The sequence below is a fragment of the Paenibacillus sp. FSL P4-0127 genome, from assembly GCF_038007325.1.
GTDB classification, from domain to species: Bacteria; Bacillota; Bacilli; order Paenibacillales; family Paenibacillaceae; genus Fontibacillus; species Fontibacillus macerans.
Map to the genome: position 1 here is coordinate 931602 of NZ_JBBOWY010000001.1, position 17234 is coordinate 948835.

Annotated in this window: 15 protein-coding genes, 2 pseudogenes, 1 riboswitch and 1 other annotated feature; of the genes and pseudogenes, 10 read left to right on the forward strand and 7 right to left on the reverse strand. The window is 48.4% G+C overall.

The window, feature by feature from the left end:
* Positions 1-302: 302 nt before the first annotated feature.
* A complete protein-coding gene (locus tag NYE74_RS04080) occupies positions 303-935 on the reverse strand; it encodes an FMN-dependent NADH-azoreductase (protein ID WP_124332292.1) in 633 nt (210 codons plus the stop codon).
* Positions 936-1069: 134 nt separating this feature from the next.
* On the opposite strand from NYE74_RS04080, the gene NYE74_RS04085 reads away from it, so the two are divergent.
* Positions 1070-1429, forward strand: a complete 360-nt coding sequence (locus NYE74_RS04085) for a winged helix-turn-helix transcriptional regulator (RefSeq protein ID WP_124332293.1) — start codon at positions 1070-1072, stop codon at positions 1427-1429.
* 116 nt (positions 1430-1545) lie between these two features.
* Here NYE74_RS04085 and NYE74_RS04090 read toward each other — a convergent pair.
* A pseudogene (locus NYE74_RS04090) lies at positions 1546-1822 on the reverse strand (hypothetical protein).
* A 280-nt stretch (positions 1823-2102) separates the two neighbouring features.
* On the opposite strand from NYE74_RS04090, the gene NYE74_RS04095 reads away from it, so the two are divergent.
* Positions 2103-3494, forward strand: coding sequence for an MATE family efflux transporter (locus NYE74_RS04095; protein ID WP_124332294.1), 1392 nt, complete (start codon positions 2103-2105; stop codon positions 3492-3494).
* Between the two features lie 75 nt (positions 3495-3569).
* Here NYE74_RS04095 and NYE74_RS04100 read toward each other — a convergent pair whose 3' ends face one another.
* Positions 3570-4175, reverse strand: coding sequence for a TetR/AcrR family transcriptional regulator (locus NYE74_RS04100; RefSeq protein WP_213510143.1), 606 nt, complete (start codon positions 4173-4175; stop codon positions 3570-3572).
* 193 nt (positions 4176-4368) lie between these two features.
* Here NYE74_RS04100 and NYE74_RS04105 point away from each other — a divergent pair, with 193 nt between their 5' ends.
* The 4 genes from NYE74_RS04105 to NYE74_RS04120 all read left to right on the forward strand — a co-directional run bounded on the left by NYE74_RS04105 (position 4369) and on the right by NYE74_RS04120 (position 8101).
* On the forward strand, positions 4369-5148 hold the full coding sequence (locus tag NYE74_RS04105) for a nuclear transport factor 2 family protein (RefSeq protein WP_155619225.1): 780 nt from the start codon (positions 4369-4371) through the stop codon (positions 5146-5148).
* A 42-nt stretch (positions 5149-5190) separates the two neighbouring features.
* Entirely contained in the window at positions 5191-6384 is a 1194-nt protein-coding gene (locus NYE74_RS04110) for a YhgE/Pip domain-containing protein (RefSeq protein WP_155619226.1), read from the forward strand.
* A gap of 127 nt (positions 6385-6511) precedes the next feature.
* Positions 6512-7483: a helix-turn-helix transcriptional regulator gene (locus NYE74_RS04115; RefSeq protein ID WP_124332298.1), complete on the forward strand. Its 972-nt coding sequence runs from the start codon at positions 6512-6514 to the stop codon at positions 7481-7483.
* A 96-nt stretch (positions 7484-7579) separates the two neighbouring features.
* Positions 7580-8101, forward strand: coding sequence for a DinB family protein (locus NYE74_RS04120; RefSeq protein WP_316560533.1), 522 nt, complete (start codon positions 7580-7582; stop codon positions 8099-8101).
* 128 nt (positions 8102-8229) lie between these two features.
* Here NYE74_RS04120 and NYE74_RS04125 read toward each other — a convergent pair whose 3' ends face one another.
* From NYE74_RS04125 to NYE74_RS04135, 3 genes are all read right to left on the reverse strand, one after another.
* Positions 8230-8991, reverse strand: a complete 762-nt coding sequence (locus NYE74_RS04125; RefSeq protein ID WP_124332299.1) for an SDR family oxidoreductase — start codon at positions 8989-8991, stop codon at positions 8230-8232.
* A complete protein-coding gene (locus NYE74_RS04130; RefSeq protein WP_036618420.1) occupies positions 8988-9362 on the reverse strand; it encodes a MerR family transcriptional regulator in 375 nt (124 codons plus the stop codon). The genes NYE74_RS04125 and NYE74_RS04130 overlap by 4 nt, the downstream gene beginning before the upstream one ends.
* Before the next feature lie 661 nt (positions 9363-10023).
* On the reverse strand, positions 10024-10479 hold the full coding sequence (locus NYE74_RS04135; RefSeq protein WP_316560532.1) for a MarR family winged helix-turn-helix transcriptional regulator: 456 nt from the start codon (positions 10477-10479) through the stop codon (positions 10024-10026).
* A 152-nt stretch (positions 10480-10631) separates the two neighbouring features.
* Here NYE74_RS04135 and NYE74_RS04140 point away from each other — a divergent pair.
* The 4 genes and pseudogenes from NYE74_RS04140 to NYE74_RS04155 all read left to right on the forward strand — a co-directional run bounded on the left by NYE74_RS04140 (position 10632) and on the right by NYE74_RS04155 (position 15643).
* Positions 10632-11551 (forward strand): annotated as a pseudogene (locus tag NYE74_RS04140) (alpha/beta hydrolase family protein).
* A gap of 171 nt (positions 11552-11722) precedes the next feature.
* Positions 11723-12012 (forward strand) — a binding site (T-box leader).
* A gap of 77 nt (positions 12013-12089) precedes the next feature.
* Positions 12090-13760 (forward strand): 2-isopropylmalate synthase, encoded by a 1671-nt coding sequence (leuA, locus tag NYE74_RS04145; protein ID WP_316560530.1) that lies wholly within the window; start codon positions 12090-12092, stop codon positions 13758-13760.
* Between the two features lie 214 nt (positions 13761-13974).
* Positions 13975-14739: a TerC family protein gene (locus tag NYE74_RS04150; protein ID WP_124332303.1), complete on the forward strand. Its 765-nt coding sequence runs from the start codon at positions 13975-13977 to the stop codon at positions 14737-14739.
* A 445-nt stretch (positions 14740-15184) separates the two neighbouring features.
* Complete coding sequence (locus tag NYE74_RS04155; RefSeq protein WP_036618428.1) at positions 15185-15643, forward strand: C40 family peptidase; 459 nt, start codon at positions 15185-15187, stop codon at positions 15641-15643.
* Positions 15644-15797: 154 nt separating this feature from the next.
* Here NYE74_RS04155 and NYE74_RS04160 read toward each other — a convergent pair whose 3' ends face one another.
* A complete protein-coding gene (locus NYE74_RS04160; RefSeq protein ID WP_316560529.1) occupies positions 15798-16832 on the reverse strand; it encodes a helix-turn-helix domain-containing protein in 1035 nt (344 codons plus the stop codon).
* Between the two features lie 284 nt (positions 16833-17116).
* A riboswitch (glycine riboswitch) is annotated at positions 17117-17196 on the forward strand.
* Positions 17197-17234 lie beyond the last annotated feature (38 nt).

Consider the following 17234-nt stretch of genomic DNA (forward strand, 5'->3'; position numbering starts at 1 on the left):
TTTCCTCAAATCTTCCTGGATGAACTGGTTTAGAGCGGAATAGAGACATGTGTGTCCGTTAGGCTGGGAAATACCCGGGAAATGGACGGATAAGGCCGCTGGTATCCGTTAGAGGAACGTCCGCTGGATGCAGACTACTGATTGAAAGGGCCGAGGTACTCGGGTGCTACTGTTCATGAAAGAAGGGGAAGGTTACTCAAAGAACGGAAGAGGGAATGGGAACCCATCCCCCCAATCGCTCCAAAGTAAAGTTAGAGCCATCAAAGCACGCCGTCACGCTTTATTCTTTCCTTCGGCCCCTGTTAGAAACGTTTGGCAACTTCCTTAGCATGTGCGATTGCTTTTTCTTTAATAGCCGGAGCTTGCTCTGACGATGCCGTTCCTTCAACAAAAATCGCCTCAATCGATTGAATCCCATAGAAATGCAGAATCTTCTTAAGATAGCTGTATCCCATTTCAACCGGAGCAAGCGGACCTTCCGAATAAACGGAACCGCTAGCTTGAATGTGTAAGGCTTTCTTGCCGGACAGCAGACCTACAGGACCATTTTTTGTATATCTGAAAGTCTTGCCCGCAACTGAAGTCGCATCCGTGTATGCTTTCAAAACCGGCGGGATCGAGAAATTCCACATAGGGGAAACATACACGTACTTATCAGCAGCCACGAATTGATCAACAATCGCCTCATGACGGGCTACCTTTGATTTCTCCGCATCAGACAGTTGATCGAAAGAGGAACCTGACCGAATTTTTCCCCAACCATGTAAGACATCGGCATCGATTTGCGGAATATTCTCTTGGTACAGATTCAAATGAATTACTTCGTCGGCTGGATTTGCTTGACGATATGCTTCTATAAATTCTTCCCCTACCGCGAGACTAAAAGATGATTGGGAATCCAGGGGATGTGCGGTGATGTACAGTACTGTTGCCATGAATCAAAACTTCCCTTCTGTAATTATATTAAATACACTTTCTAGGGTTAATCATATAATATATTTTTTATTTGAGAAGTACGCACAATAATGTGGTATAGTATTAAAAAAGGTACTGTAAGGGAGGCGGACGTATGCAAAAGAACCCTGTCCAATGTCAATTCGTTGCGGCGCTGGATTCGATCGTCGGCAAATGGAAGCCGATGATCCTTTATCATTTGCTTCAAGGTAAACCTTTGCGGTTCAATGAGCTAAGAAGATTGCTGCCTGATATCACTCAAAGGATGCTTACGCTCCATCTGCGCGAATTGGAGGAGGAAGAGATCGTTAAACGAGTCATTTATCCGCAAATCCCGCCGAAAGTGGAATACTCCATCACGGAATACGGCAAGAGCCTGTCTCCGATTTTAGAATCCTTACATCAATGGGGAGCGGCCCATGTCGAGCGAAAGCAGCTCAAAATGGAAAATAATGAACAAACAGAAACGGACTAGCGCTCGACATTACGCTAGTCCGTTTCGTTCTGCATCGCGTCTTAATCCGCCTATCGTGCAGATCCTTTCCAAGCAAACGGCGGCTGATTTTGACGCGGATTCGTGGTTTTCTAATTTCAAATCTCTATATTTGTCTCCAAAAACTCAAGATACTTTGGGTCATCTTCCATAAAAATCTCCATACCGGCGCCCATGTAAGCCCGGGTTAACTCGTCAGCCGCCTTTTCAAAGTTTTCCTGTTCATAATACAACTTCTCGATGGTTTTCAGGCAATAAACGGAGGGCGGCAATATATTTTTGCTTGCCCGCATCAAGATCGCCTGCCTTCACTAAATCATCGCCTTGTTTACATAGAGCGGTAATTTCGGAATAAGTGGAATCTGAAAGCTGCAACGCGATCTCTCCTTTTTCTGTTCGATGGGAATCAAGAATGTTAGCCAATGATCGTTTTTTGATTTTCATCAAAAATGATTGCGTCTGGTATGGCCAATAAATATTCTATCGCCCAAATGATTTTGGTCCGTAAATTCTCTCCCATCATCAGGCGAGATAAGGAACGATTGTTGAACAAAGATAGTCATGAAATTATAAAATAAACCATAGACGTATTGACCTATCGGGCGCTACACTAGGGAAGGTTGCAAAGAATAGATACAGTAGGAGCTTGTAAAACGTGACACTAACAGATCGTATTCCATCCTGGAAAAAACTTAGTCTTTTTGCCGTGACTTGGCCCATTTTCGTCGATTCCGTACTGCGGATGCTGCTGGGCACGGTGGATGTGTTTATGTTAAGCCGTATCTCCGATAAGGCGACCGGGGCAGTAGGCTTAGCCAACGAAATTATCTACTTCTGCATTCTGATGTTCGGCTTTGTTGGCATCGGCACCAGCGTTGCGGTCTCCCAGTATATCGGCGCCGGGCGGGAGAAAGAGGCAAGCCGCATTTCGGCGCTCGCCATTACGATGAACCTGGTTTTCGGGATTCTCGTCAGCTTGGTTCTCGTTTTTTACGGGGAGCCTCTCCTGCATCTGTTGAAGTTGGATCCCGAACAAATCGGAATCGCAAGTCATTATTTAAAAATTATCGGCGGTTTTATGTGGATTGAGGCGCTCTCTTACGCGGTGTCGTCGGTCATCCGTTCGAGCGGACACACCAAAAGTGTTATGTTCGTAACGCTGGGCGTCAATATCATTCATGTAACAGGAAATTATTTGCTCATTTTCGGGAACCTGGGCTTTCCGGAGTGGGGTGTGACAGGGGCGGCTATATCAACGGTCGTTAGCCGTTTGCTCGGCATTGTCGTTCTTTTTATCATTTTGTATCGGCGGGTTCCTGCACCGATTCGCGGAAGGGACTATATTACCTGGAACGGTTCCTACTTGAAACAGATTTTGAGCGTTGGTTTGCCGGCTGCGGGTGAGCATCTTTCCTGGCAGTCGCAGTACCTCATGATTATTAGCTTTGTCAATATGATCGGCATTACGGCGCTAAACACCCATGTTTACGTCATGAACGTATCCAACTATTTTATGGCGCTAGCGATGGCGATCGGAGCGGGTACGGAAATCATTGTCGGTCAAATGGTCGGTGCGGGGGAAATGAATGCAGCCTACAAGCGGCTCATGAAAAGCGTGCGGATCAGCTTTGTATTAACTTTAGCTATCGTCAGTGCGGCAGCGATATTCCGGCATGGGCTGATCGGCATGTTCACGAAGGACCCCGAGATCATTGCCGCCGGAGCGAGTATTTTTTTGCTTTCCATCGTACTCGAACCCGGCCGGACCTTCAATATGGTCATCATCAATTCGCTGCGCGCCGCCGGGGATGCGCGGTTTCCCGTCTTGATGGGCGTGCTCTCGATGTGGGGCGTCTCAGTGCCGCTTGCTTATGCGTTAGGCGTTCATTTCGGGATGGGGCTGCTTGGCATCTGGATCGCTTTTGTGGTGGACGAATGGCTGCGCGGGGTCATCATGCTGCTTCGCTGGAGAAGCCGGGCCTGGGAGAAGAAAGCGCTCGTGAAGCCTGTTTCCGTTTCGGAAAACGGCATGGGGGCGCAGGGTTAAATGCGGACCTGAAGGGGGACTTTTGCTTGCCGACAGCAAAAGTCCCCTTCGTCGTTTGGTCGGAAAAGGCTCATTTTATTCCTCGACGGCGATGCCGGCCGCTTTCCAATGCCCGTAGGCAACGATTCTGCTAAACTGGGATGAAACTTCGCTTGCGGGAAGAGGCTGCTCGTTTTTAAGCCACCAAATGACCACCCCCATGAAAGACGATACCAAGAATTCGAGCAGCAATTCTTTGGATATCGCTAAAGAGGAATTTCCCTGAACGGGATTCCATCCCTCATTTAGTTTATCCTTAATGATATTTTCCATTTTAGTTCGAAACGGATAGATTCTATTCTCATCAACTAACATGGCATAGTAAAAAGAAGTGTTGCACGAAATATGTTCCAACACGGCTTGCATGACTGTCTCGAGTTTGGAAGTGCTGAAGGGACTCGCGCTGATTGGACATTGAACGGCTACATCTTTTAATTCGCTCAGCAGATCATTCATGCATGTATCCAATAAATCAGGTTTATTTTGATAGTGGAGATAAAAAGTGTTTCGATTGATCATAGCCCGATCGGCAATATCCTGGATCGTTATCGCTTCATATCCTTTTTCCTGAATAAGCTCATAAAACGCCTTTCGAATCGATTTGTTCGTACGCAGTATTCTTAGATCGGTTTTTTTGTTCACTTTTTCGTTCCCCCAGCATTAAATTTTAACCGTTAAGCGACAAAGGCCTTATGAATTGTCTGTTATCCTTCAAAATTAAAAATATTAAATATTGAGCGCTGTATTAACCTTCATTATAATGAGCAACAGATAAATAAACAACATAGTGTTCATTATTTATCTAAATGACTATAGACTCAAGGAGGATATTCTAATGACATTCAACCATCAAAATGAGCTTGTCCGTAAGGCCATCGCTGTGCTGGAAAGTTTTGAGAGCGGCAATTCCGAGGCGATTACGGCTTACGTAAATCCCGATAAATATATTCAGCACAACCAGGCCTTGCCCGATGGCCGCGGGGCCATGCTTGGCGCGCTTGATCATTTGAAGGAAATAGGTACAAAGGTAAGCGTTAAACGCGCTTTAGTCGACGGAGATTATGTGGCTCTTCATTCTGTATATGATTTTCACGGCCCTAAAATCGCCTTTGATATTTTCCGTTTTGAGAATGGACTAATCGTCGAGCATTGGGACAACTTGCAAGAGATGGAGGACAAGACGCCAAGCCATCATACGATGATTGACGGGCCGGTCGCGATTAAGGATATCGACAAGACGGATATCAACAAAGCATTTGTCAAAAGCTATGTCGAGAACATTTTGCTTGGGAAGAACCCCAGCCTGCTCGCCTCCTACTTTGATGGCGATAACTACATTCAGCATAGTCCGCATATTGCGGATGGCCTTTCCGGTCTTCATGCTGCATTGCAGGCCCTTAAGGAGAAAAATATTGAATTTCAGTATACCCATGTCCATCAGGTCATCGGACAAGGCGATTTTGTGCTTGCGGTGAGTGAAGGTCTCTTCGATGGTCAGCCTACCGCTTTCTACGATTTGTTCCGCGTGGAGGATGGGAAGATCGCCGAACATTGGGACGTTATCGAGGCTATACTGCCGGCGGAAAAACGAAAAAATTCGAACAGCAGATTTTGAGGCTGGTGCAGCTGAATCGCAAGGAAAGACAGAGGAAAACGCATGGGCTTATTTAAAAATAGATTAATTGTGGCCTTACCCCTTATCGTTATTGCTGCCGTCTTCATTTTTAGCCTTGCCATCATTCCCAGCATCAATCCTGTTCCTCATAGCCTGCCCATTGCCATTGTGAATAAGGATCAAGGCTTGACGTCCTCAAACGTCAATATGGGCGAGACGGTTATGTCTGAGATTCAGTCGGCAACCTTCGCGAATTCGGATGGAGAGCCGGCGATGAAATGGATCGAAGTTGATAGTGAACAGGAAGTAAAAGCAGGACTTGATAACCAAGAATACTATGCTGCATTGGTGATTCCCCGGGATTTTAGCGAGAAGCAGGCATCGCTGATGACGCCGGATCCGTCTGCACCCCGGGTGCGAATTTATGTCAACCAAGGCATGAATGCATCGGCATCGAGTATGGCTGAGGAAATGCTAAATCAAGCGATTAGTGGGATAAATGAGGAGATGCGTACTGAGCTATTAACGGCTTTCGAGCGGCAAGGCGCTGCGATCTCAACGAAACAAGCCGCCGCATTGGCTTTGCCAATCGTTAGCGAAGTCACCCGTGTGAATGCAGTCGGTACGCATAGTGCGAACGGGAATTCACCGGCTTTGATGTTCCAACCTTTGTGGATGGCCAGTCTGATCGGAAACGTGATTTTCTTGCTGGTTAAAAATAAATCAAATTATGCGAATCGCAATGAACGGCTTCGGGCGAATATAGTCCAAGTCTTATGGGGAGCGGTCCTGGCTTTGGCGAGCGGATTTAGCCTCGCCTGGTTCGCCGAGCGTTGGGGGTTGCACATTCCTCATTTCACGGATACGGCTTTATTCTTGGCCATTGCTTATTTAGTATTTTTTCTCATGATAGCTGCTGTTTTCTCTTGGGTTGGATTTAAAGGCATGATTATTTTTGTATTGTTCTTATTTATCGGTGCGCCGCTCCTTAGTTTCGCTCCCGAGTTGTTATCTTCGTTTTACCGGGATTGGATACTATCATGGCTGCCGATGCGTTTCATGATTGATGGGCTGCGTGAGCTGTTCTTCTTTGGGCAAGGCCTGCGCATGAATCATCCCACATTCGCTTTAATTTGGATCGGCGCCTGTGGCCTTTTGGTCTTGCTTGCATCTGCCTTTAAACGTTCCCGTAAGCCGGAACAGAAAAAAGAGGTTGAAATTGCGCATAACCCCTAATAGAATCATCTCATTGGGCACCCTAACGGGTGCCTCTGCGTATCTGGCTAAAAGTGCTTTTCTGAAATGTGAATTTGTGCAGTACTCTGATCAGTTTCATTTTTACGGGGAAAAGAGGAGGGCTAGGGTGGCGAAATGGGATAACATGCTGTCCATGCTGTGGATGCTGCGCTCCGGAAGGAAGCTCACCGCCGCGCAGATCGCGGACAGTTTGGAGATCAGCGTCCGCACCGTGTACCGGTATATCGACGCATTATGCGCCAGCGGCGTGCCGGTCGTCGCGGAATCGGGCCATGACGGCGGCATTCGCATTCTGGAAAGCTTCAAGGAAACGCCGTTGTTCTTCAACTCCATAGAGCTGAAGGCGCTTGTAGACGCGTATAAATTTGCGCAAGGCGCCGGCTATCCGTACACGGAGGAGTTGGAAAGCGCGCTTGCGAAGGTGGAGAACGGGTTGCACGAAGAGCAGCGCAACGATCTGTCCCGTCAGACGAGCGGCTTGGATGTGATCTCTCCGGCGCGCCCGCCTTCCGTCGTTGCGTTGCTCAGGGATCTGGAGCAGGCGGTGATGGACGGACGAACGGTCCGCATCGCCTACCGCAAAGCGAATGCGGAGCAGGAGGGCGAACGTGAAGTCGATCCGTACGGGCTCGCTTACGACCGCAACGAATGGTACGCTGTCGCGTTCTGCCATCGGTCGCGGGCGGTGCGGACGTTCCGCGTGGACCGCATCGCGCGGCTCGAGCCGACCGAAGCGCGGTTCGAAAAGCCGGAGCACTTCTCCGCGTCCGCCTATTTCCGCGACCAGTCCGAGCAGGAGCGGGAGGCGGACGGACCGCTGACGGTCATCCGCATTGAGGGGGAACCCGATACGCTGAACGCGGTTTGCGGCCACTGGCATATGCGCCACTATTTGACGGAACGGACCGATCGGGAGGCGCGTTTTTTGCTCGATGTCCCGACGATGGACAAGTATCTTCCGGCGTATCTGATCACATTCGGCACGGCCATTCGCATTCGGGAGCCGCTGGAACTTAAGCGCCGGATCCGGGAAATGGCCTGCGAAATCGCCAAACATTACGAAAATGATCCCGGTTGAACTTCGCTGACAGCAGTTGTCAGCGAACCCGGTATACGATAGAGACAAGGCTGCGGCGGCCAAACGACGACGAATAAAGGAAAGGTGAATCCATCCATGTCCATGCGAGAGCACTCACATCAATTGTACGAATATCATGTTTGGGCGAACGAGCGGCTGTTCGCCCACCTGGAGCAGCTTCCGAAGGAAGTGTTCGATGCGGAAGTGACAAGCGTGTTCCCGTCCGTATCGCAAACACTCGGACATATGCACTTATTTGAAAAGCTTTATATGTCCGTACTCGCGGAAGTTCCAAACGAGGAGATTTTTCCGAAGATCCCGGACTGGACGAAGGAAGCGCAGGGCAAAACCGTGGACGAGATGCGGCGGTTGTTCGCCGGCGCCGCCGAACAGTTCCGCGATTTGCTGCGGCGTACGCCCGACCCGGACAAGGCGATGACGATCGAGCATCCGAAGTACGGCCGTCTTGATACGCATTTCTCCGACATCCTGCGGCATGTGGTCAACCACGGGACGTATCACCGGGGCAATGTGACCGCAATGCTGAGACAGCAAGGGTATGCCGGGGTCCCGACCGACTACATGTTTTATTTGCTGGAACGGCAGGCGGAAGAATAGAAGCCGCTCGCAGAGAAAGGGATTTTTAAACTTCGAACCGCTAAAAATGGCACCCCAAATGGGTGCCATTTGATTTAGCTTCATGCTCATACGGTGAACCGTGTTGCAAGTAGCGGAATGAGGTATAGTTATTCAATAAACTTTTTCGTAGCCTGATACAGTTTTTCTGCGTATACGTCTATTTCGTCTCGGGACATGCGCAAGCGGGCCACAGAAGAACCATACCCGATCTCCGTTTTACCCTTCGCCAAATCGTTGAAAATTCCATCCGCAAAGGCATCTAACGGTTCCCCTTGCGTATGCAGTCCTGCTCCTCCTAAATCCGTATTCACCGCTGGCGGGGCAATCTCAATAACTTCCACAGACGTATCGGAGAGCTGGTGTCTTAAGCTTATGGTGAATGAATGAAGCGCCGCTTTGCTTGCTGAATAAATGGGGGCAATCGCAAACGGTGTAAAAGCCAGCCCGGATGTGACGTTAATGATCGCCGCCGTTTCTTTTGCCGCAAAAAAAGGCGCGAACAGCATGGACAGATGGAAAGGGGCCTCGATATTCGTTGTGATTTCCTTCCTGAAATCATTCCAATGGTCTCTCGCATCCGCCTTTAGCACATTATAGCGCAACTGAATGCCGGCGTTATTCACCAACACGTTCACTTCCGGATAGTTTGCGGTTACCCAATCAAACAACGCTAAACGTTCCGATTCCATATCCAAATCACATACACGGGTGATCAGACCGTGAACTTTTTCTTCCGCGTCTTGAAGTGCACTTTCACGCCGGCCGCAAACAATGACTGTATTCCCGGCTTTCATAAATCGCTCGGCAAATGCCAACCCTATTCCGGTGCTTCCGCCTGTAATCAGTATTGTATTTCCGGAAAGCTTCATGAACGTTCCTCCTCGATCTTTTTTATATAGCGTTCAATCTTTTCATCAATTCCTGGTAAGTACTGGGTCAACAATGCAATCTCATCCAGCACTCTTTGCTTATGCTTCTTCATCATGTCAAGCCGGCGTTCAAGGGTAGTGTCTCCTTCTACGATCCATGCCATATACTCTCTAATGCTGTTTATCGGCATATGCGTGTTTTTTAAGCAAATGACGGCTTCAAGGAGCGCCATTTGATGTTCTGAAAATAAGCGCCGGCCCGCTTCATCACGCTCGATTAGCGGCAGCAGTCCCCTTTTTTCATAATACCGCAAGGTTGATTCCGGAATATTGAATTTGGTTGAAGCTTCGCCGATGGAATAATATTTCATTTGGAGGCCTCCGATTTCTTGCGTTTCGTTGTCGACATGAAAATGATACGACTTAAACCATAGTTTAAGTCAATAGTGGGTTTAAAGAAATGTTGCCCTCCAAAATCGATAAAATGCAAGAACCCTCCGCGTCTGGAGGGTTCATTTTTAAGATTATAGAATTTATAACTCAACTTTCGGTGAGGACCAGGGCGAAAACCAACTTAAAAGCGGATAGAGTATGGCTTTGACAGCGCTGGAATGCGGGGCTTGAAAAAAGGAAGGGGGAAATCCCATGAAATGCAAAAGTGCATGCGATATTCGTCGAAACGCCTCGAAACGGGCGGTTCAACTGCAAATATGCAGTTCATTTCCGATCATAAGCTTCTTTTTTATCCAATCACCGCAAATGAGATGTATTTTTGCACTTCAACCGCTCAAACGCAGAAATTTGCGGAAATTCAAATGTACTTTTGCATTTGATCCCATCAAACCGTCCTACTTCCCATAAATAACGAACAACTGCTGAAACTGATTCATGAAGTCGCTCCCAAAGTCAGGAAGCTTTCCGCTCTGATTCAGCGTCTACTCTACCGGTAGATAGACGTTTTTCTTATGAGGAGTACCGATCATCTTATCTGCTTCATGAACAACATCAAAAACGCGGTCAAGGCGCAGGGGTTTAACAAGACGCTGAAGGCCCTGTTTTTGTACTTTGCGCCAGCTTAGTAATCAATTCAATGTCTTGATCTGTTAATCGATCAAGGAAATGTTTGCGGATTGCCTTTGCGACTATGGGCCGGGCATCATCCAACGCTGATTGTCCGGTGGAAGTGATGATGACTTGAACACCGCGATCCGTGTCTAATGGTTTCCTCATCACAAGTCCGCGTTTTTCCATCCGCGTCAGATGGTGTGACAATCGGCTCTTATCCCAGTCCATCGAGCCGGCCAACTCCTGTTGGCGAAGGCTGCCGTTCCCCAAAAGGACTAACCGGTCCAATACCCCGTAATCACCCTCCGATAGTCCTGTGTGCTCGGACATCTCTTTGACAACGCGGCCGAAGATGCTCTGAAAGGTGCCTTTCCACATATGCCATATTCGCATTTCCTCTTGATTCAGCTCGTTTTTATCCATAAGAACATAATATCACGGTTGACACATCAACCACAACATGATACAGTAAGCCTTGGTTGACGTATCAACCAACATCAATAATGCAAAGCACGCTTGACCGCTCCCTCCATAAACGGTTTAGCCAATCTCCCGTAAAGAAAGGAACATTTATTATGGATATTAAAGTTAGTGCACCCGCTCCAGTCGTTTCGGTGAAACCGGTAGTGCTATCCGCTCCGGGCCGCGGTGAGGATTTGCAAGTGCGAGTGTCAGCGCCTGCGATTGGAAGCGAATTGCCTATTATTGTTTTCTCGCACGGTTATGGCTGGTCGTTGGACGGCTACAGCCCGTTGGCCGACTTCTGGGCTGCTCACGGCTTCGTGGTCGTTCAGCCCACCCATCTCGACTCGAGGACGCTGAACCTTCCTCCTGACGATCCGCGTACACCGCTGATCTGGCGGTTCCGGGTGGAGGACATGAAACGCATCCTCGACCAGCTTGATCTCATTGAAGCTTCCGTTCCCGGTCTCAGCGGGCGCCTTGACCGAAGCCGCATCGCTGTTGCCGGACACTCCTGGGGCGGCCAGACGGCGAGCATGTTGCTCGGCGCGCGGGTCCTCGACGCCCGCGGCGAACCGGGAGAGGACATGTCCGACTCACGGATCAAGGCAGGCGTATTGCTTGCCACAACCGGCAAGGGGGGAGCTGACTTGACTCCGTTCGAGGCCGAGCACTTTCCCTTCATGAACCCGAGCTTCGCGGATATGAGCACACCAGCCCTTGTGGTTGCGGGGGACCATGACCAGTCCCAGCTGTCCACTCGGGGGCCGGATTGGTTCACGACCCGTATTTCCTAAGCCCGGGCAGTAAGAGCTTGCTTACCCTCTTCGGGGCCGAACACTCGCTTGGCGGAATTCCCGGATACAACGTTACGGAAACAACGGATGAGAACCCCGAACGAGTCGCCCTAATCCAGCGGCTGACGCGGGCTTACCTCCTCACCGCGCTCGATCTCGACGATTCCTGCTGGCCGGAGGCTCGCGCGGCTCTGGAAAAGAGCGCCCACCCGCTGGGGTGCATCGAGTCTAAGTAAGGAGACGGTGCATCGAACTACCAGTCGCGGGCAGTGCCCACTCGCGCACTTCATAATAAACCCGTCGAGGCTGCCGGCATGACCGGCGGCCTTTTTCTGCGATCGGGCAGGAATGGTATCAGATTATAATTGACATCATCGTTTTGCTGATATAACATTATCTCTAATATTTGAAATACGTTGAGAAGGAATAGTACGGTTTTCCGAGCGAACAGAGAGCTGTTGGGCGGTGTGAAACAGCCGCGGGGGAAATCGGAACTCGCCTTGGAGTTGCCCGCTGAACCCCAAAGACGGTTTTTGCACAACCTCTTTAAGTAGGCGGAGCCGGAGCCTGACCGTTATCATCAGGAGGATGCCAGGTTTGTCCGTTTTGGCAAACCCGTATCCGTAGAGGGCATGCCAAAGGGTGGCGTGAATTCGGAGTGGTACCGCGTAAGATGTCAAAGTCTTTCGTCTCTGTTAATGGAGATGGAAGGCTTTTTTTCGCATCCGATCTTTGTTAGATAAGTACGGAAAATTGATGAAGGGAAGGATCGCCATGAAAAATGTTGAAAAATACGCCAGAGGATATTTTATGCCGCCGGAGACGAGCTTGAATTGGACCAAGAAGGAATACATTACAGAGGCGCCGATTTGGTGCAGCGTCGATCTTCGCGACGGGAATCAGGCCTTAATCGTTCCGATGAATTTGGAGGAAAAGCTGGAGTACTTCAAAATGCTTGTGAAGATCGGGTTCAAGGAGATCGAGGTTGGATTTCCCGCAGCGTCCGAAACGGAGTTTACCTTCCTGCGCACATTGATCGAGCAGAATTTGATCCCGGACGACGTTACGATCCAAGTGTTGACCCAGTCGAGAGAGCACATCATCCGCAAAACGTTCGAATCGCTGAAAGGCGCGAAAAAAGCCGTAGTCCATTTGTACAACTCGACCTCCGTGGCGCAGCGGGAACAGGTATTCCGCAAATCCAAACAAGAAATTATCGACATCGCTTTAAGCGGCGCCAAGCTGCTCAAGCAGTGCGCGGAGGAAACGGAGGGGAATTTTCAGTTCCAGTATTCGCCGGAAAGCTTTACGGGTACAGAGATTGATTTTGCCCTGGACATCTGCAACAGCGTGCTGGGTGTATGGCGGCCGACTGCGGAGAACCCGGTCATCATCAACCTGCCGGCAACGGTGTCCATGTCGATGCCTCACGTTTACGCCAGCCAGATCGAGTATATGAGCAATCACCTGAACTTCCGGGAGCATGTGATTTTGTCGGTGCATCCTCATAACGACAGGGGAACGGGGGTAGCGGACGCGGAGCTGGGGATGCTGGCCGGCGCCCAGCGCGTCGAAGGCACTTTGTTCGGCAACGGGGAAAGAACGGGAAACGTAGACATTGTGACGCTGGCTCTCAACATGTATTCCCACGGGGTGGACCCGAGGCTGAATTTTGAGAACATCCCTGCCATCGCCTCCGTTTATGAACGGCTGACCAAAATGAAAGTCAGCGAAAGACATCCTTACGGAGGCGAGCTGGTATTCACCGCTTTCTCCGGCTCGCATCAGGATGCGATTGCCAAAGGCATGAAATGGCGCGAGGAACAAGAACCCCGGCATTGGTCGGTCCCTTATCTGCTGATTGATCCCAAGGACATCGGCAGGGAGTACGAAGGCGATATTATCCGCATCAACAGCCAGTCCGGCAAAGGCGGGATCGGATACGTGCTGCAGTTGAAGTACGGACTCGATCTTCCGGCAAAAATGCGCGAAAACTTCGGATATTTCGTTAAAAACGTATCGGATCAGCAGCAAAAAGAACTGCTGCCCGAGGAAATCTACGATATTTTCCTGAAGGAATATGTGAATATAAAAACGCCTGTCGAGTTTGTCAAATACCGTATTACGGACAATGAAGATTTTCAAACCATCGTCACGATCCGGACCGGCCATGAAGTCAAGGAAATCGAAGGTACCGGAAACGGTAGACTCGACGCGATCAGCAATGCGCTGCAAGCCTATCTTGGGTTGGCATACAGCGATCTGGTCTATACGGAGCACGCTCTGGAAACCGGCTCTAAATCGCAAGCTGTCTCTTATATCGGCATCACGGCATCCGACGGCAGCGTATATTGGGGGTGCGGCGTTGACGTTGATATTATGACCTCCTCCGTGAAAGCCCTGTTTAGCGCCGTGAACCGGTTTAGCCGCAATACCGCAAAGTAGAATAAACCGATTCTAGCCGTGCGGATGATCATCCGTACGGCTAAAGATGTTTCAGGAGGAAGTAACGATGTTATTCTCATCGTAAAAAAATGAACTCTATCGGGGGGGTATTTCGTATAACATCTCGTATACCCATTGCTGTACAAGTCAATATTATCTACGTACGGCTTTGCCGGTTGATAAAAAACTTACCTTACAAAGGGGAGATGGAGTTATGTGGTTAGAGTATGCGTGGGCACTACTCATTCTTATCGGTTTGGAAGGATTGTTGTCGGCCGATAATGCGCTCGTGCTTGCGGTCATTGCGAAGCATCTGCCGGACGCACAGAAGAAACGAGCGATCAACTATGGGATCATGATGGCTTTTGTGTTTCGTTTTTTCGCGTTATTTGCGATTTCCTTTATCGCCAATGTTTGGCAGGTACAGGCGATTGGCGCAGCTTATCTCCTGTACTTGGGGTTAAAGCACATCATCCAAGCGCGGTTCGGCAAGAAGAATGAGAACGTTCACGAGGACACTAAGCAAGAGTCGGCAGGGAAAGGTTTTTGGCCTACAGTAGGAAAAATTGCCCTGGCAGACCTTGCCTTTGCGATCGATTCCATCCTGGCTGCGGTGGCGCTTGCGCTAGGGCTGCCAGACTCGCCGCTTGGCGATTTCGGGGGGATGGACGCCGGTCAATTTATTGTCGTATTGCTCGGCGGAATTGCGGGCTTAGTCTTAATCAAGTTTGCAGCTACTTGGTTTGTAAAACTGCTAGCTCAGCGGCCGGCGCTTGAGACGACGGCTTATGCGATCGTTGCCTGGGTTGGCGTAAAGCTTGCCGTTATTACGCTTGCCCATGAGGATATTGGGGTTTTGGATCCTCATTTCCCCCATAGCACGGTCTGGACGATTATTTTTTACGCTGTCTTGGTGGCGATTGCCCTAATTGGGTGGTTTGCACCCAGCAACAAACCGTCTAAGGCAGGTAATGCCTAACGGAACATTCGCCGATTTTCAATTAGAGAGAAACGCCAATTCGATAAATTCGGGGGCGTTTTTTTTGTTGAATAATTCACAATTAATACCGTGGGCTTACTAGCCAAACTAATATTTTATACCAAAATTTCAATATGAAGGGAATATGTGTAACCTGGAACCCCAGGTAATATAAGGAATTTACCTTTCGGTGTTGCGCGGCTTTCAGCGTCAATTCAGCCAGTTGTCACAAGGTGTTCGGAGTTTTTAGCGATCATAAATTCAGGGATTTGGTAAATGATGTGGGGTTTAGCCTGCTATTCATATATGTTAGCATGGGTTAGCGCATTCACTTGGACTAGCCCTGCAGGCAAGGCAATAATTCGGATATATCCATTGGGTGTTCTGAAGAATCCGCCAGAATACAACAAGGGGATGCAGCAATACAGAAGGGGAGTGAATACAGATGTTCAAGAAGCTAGTTAGTACAACCGCTTCATTATTGGCCGGATCGATGCTGTTCGGAACATTGACGTTCGCGGCCACCGGTTCTGAAATCGCAAGTCGGGCTGACAATTATTTAGGGGATTTCAAATACAGATTTGGCTCTGAACCGTGGAATAGCGGGTATAAGTATTCCGACTGTTCTTCCTTCACAAAGCTGGTATTTAAGCGTGAAGGCGTGTATCTTCCGCGTACAAGCCGAGAACAGGCCAAAACGGGACGTTATGTAGCCAAGCGTAATCTGGTAAAAGGCGATCTGGTATTTTTTGATACAAACAACGACGGTAAGATCAACCATGTCGGTATCTATATGGGGAATGGCCGCTTCATTCACAGCTCTCCTATTAACAAGGTTGGATTCAGTAAGCTGAACTCCGGTTATTGGGAAGACCATTACGTTACTGCTCGCCGAGTAAGATAAGAAAAGGCCGGCTTTTGCGTAACCAATACAGTTACGAAAGGAACTGCCGCAGCAGTTCCTTTCGTATTTGCCGAAGCGGCCCTTAAGCTGGGCGCATCATTTGTAACGGTATTTTTTCGGAGAAATCTCACATCGGACCTTGTTCTGTCGTTCATTATTTCAGCAATGTCTTTAAAAGCTTTATTTCTTCTTTATACAAATCGACTGTCTTCCCCTCCGTCACTTTCCAATCACTGCTCAAAAGTGCAAGGATTTCTTTGAGCTTTTCAATGGCTTTGTCATACTTCCCTTGAATTTTGTAGATATAGGAAATTGCTTCCAATGAATCTGTATATTTGGGATTGGGCTGCAGTTCGTAACCTTTGGAATAATACTTAACGGCTTCATCGTATCTGCATAGCTTCGCCATACAGTCTCCTCTGGAGGACCATGCCTGCCAATCATGAGGATACAGTTCGGTCATCTGCTCCCAGAGAACGAATGCCTGAGAAAGGTTGCCTTCTTCTTTGTATATCAGGCCCCCATATAATTGATATAAATAACCTGGATGGGTTTCGTTTAATTTTTCCAGAATTCCCCTGGCTTCAGCGCATCTGCCATCTGCAAGCAAGTAGTTCATAAGCCATACATAAGCCGGCCAGTAATCCGGATGATTTGTCACAAAATCTATATAATACTCTATGAGTTTACGATGGTTGGAGAGGTTCCAGTCAAAAATAACTCCATTCTCCGCATCCCGTAAAGCGTTGTGATTTCTTTTGTTATCTGGAGCTAATATTAAAACATCCTTGGCGTAACGAGAAGCCAATTCACGATGCTCCTGTAAACGATGAATGTGCAGCTCGGCCAGCAATGTGAGGCATCGGGGCTTTTTTGCGTCATCATTAAGTTTTTCCTTAAGAAATTGTTCAGCATAGGTGAAATCATCTTTTGATATAAAATGTTCATGTCCAATCATGTTTTCAATCCGTTCAAAGTGGATATCATCGGTTAATGCAAACAGTTCATCGATGGTAACCCCTAAAATCGCAGATAACCTGGGAAGCAATTGGATATCGGGCATGGTTACATTGTTTTCCCACTTGGATACGGCTTGGGACGACATATTCAGTTTTGCCGCAAGTTCTTCCTGAGTCATTCCTTTTTGTAAACGGAGTGCTTTGATTTTTTTGCCTATTTCAATATTCATTGAGAACCTCCCGTTTTTACTATTTCGACTAGTCAATTGCATTGTAACTGTTTGTTAAATATGCCCTCAATGACCGCCCGGTTAAATGAATGAACCTATCCGTTACGTTTACCGTTACAGACAGCCCGAGGAAACACTGCCGTAATCAAACCTGGGCGAATGGGAATTATCTCGTTGACAAATTTTTTCACTGCGAGTAATATTGAAAAATATTTAAATGGGTTGTTACAATAAAAAAATTAAATAGTTGGCAAGCTATGACGGCTATGGATCGTACTATAGCAGGAGCAGCTTCTGGAGAGACCGCGGGACTCCGCGGCGCCGAAGGGTTCACAATCTCAGGCAAAAGGACAGAAGAGTACTGAATATCTATTTGTTATTTCGAAAATAATTAATAACAAG

Excerpts from the sequence above, each read along its gene's own strand:
- NYE74_RS04080 (WP_124332292.1), bottom strand. The coding sequence starts at position 935 with ATGGCAACAGTACTGTACATCACCGCACATCCCCTGGATTCCCAATCA.
- NYE74_RS04085 (WP_124332293.1), top strand. The coding sequence starts at position 1,070 with ATGCAAAAGAACCCTGTCCAATGTCAATTCGTTGCGGCGCTGGATTCG.
- NYE74_RS04105 (WP_155619225.1), top strand. The coding sequence starts at position 4,369 with ATGACATTCAACCATCAAAATGAGCTTGTCCGTAAGGCCATCGCTGTG.
- NYE74_RS04110 (WP_155619226.1), top strand. The coding sequence starts at position 5,191 with ATGGGCTTATTTAAAAATAGATTAATTGTGGCCTTACCCCTTATCGTT.
- NYE74_RS04120 (WP_316560533.1), top strand. The coding sequence starts at position 7,580 with ATGTCCATGCGAGAGCACTCACATCAATTGTACGAATATCATGTTTGG.
- NYE74_RS04125 (WP_124332299.1), bottom strand. The coding sequence starts at position 8,991 with ATGAAGCTTTCCGGAAATACAATACTGATTACAGGCGGAAGCACCGGA.
- NYE74_RS04130 (WP_036618420.1), bottom strand. The coding sequence starts at position 9,362 with ATGAAATATTATTCCATCGGCGAAGCTTCAACCAAATTCAATATTCCG.
- NYE74_RS04135 (WP_316560532.1), bottom strand. The coding sequence starts at position 10,479 with ATGGATAAAAACGAGCTGAATCAAGAGGAAATGCGAATATGGCATATG.
- leuA (WP_316560530.1), top strand. The coding sequence starts at position 12,090 with ATGAAAAATGTTGAAAAATACGCCAGAGGATATTTTATGCCGCCGGAG.
- NYE74_RS04150 (WP_124332303.1), top strand. The coding sequence starts at position 13,975 with ATGTGGTTAGAGTATGCGTGGGCACTACTCATTCTTATCGGTTTGGAA.
- NYE74_RS04155 (WP_036618428.1), top strand. The coding sequence starts at position 15,185 with ATGTTCAAGAAGCTAGTTAGTACAACCGCTTCATTATTGGCCGGATCG.
- NYE74_RS04160 (WP_316560529.1), bottom strand. The coding sequence starts at position 16,832 with ATGAATATTGAAATAGGCAAAAAAATCAAAGCACTCCGTTTACAAAAA.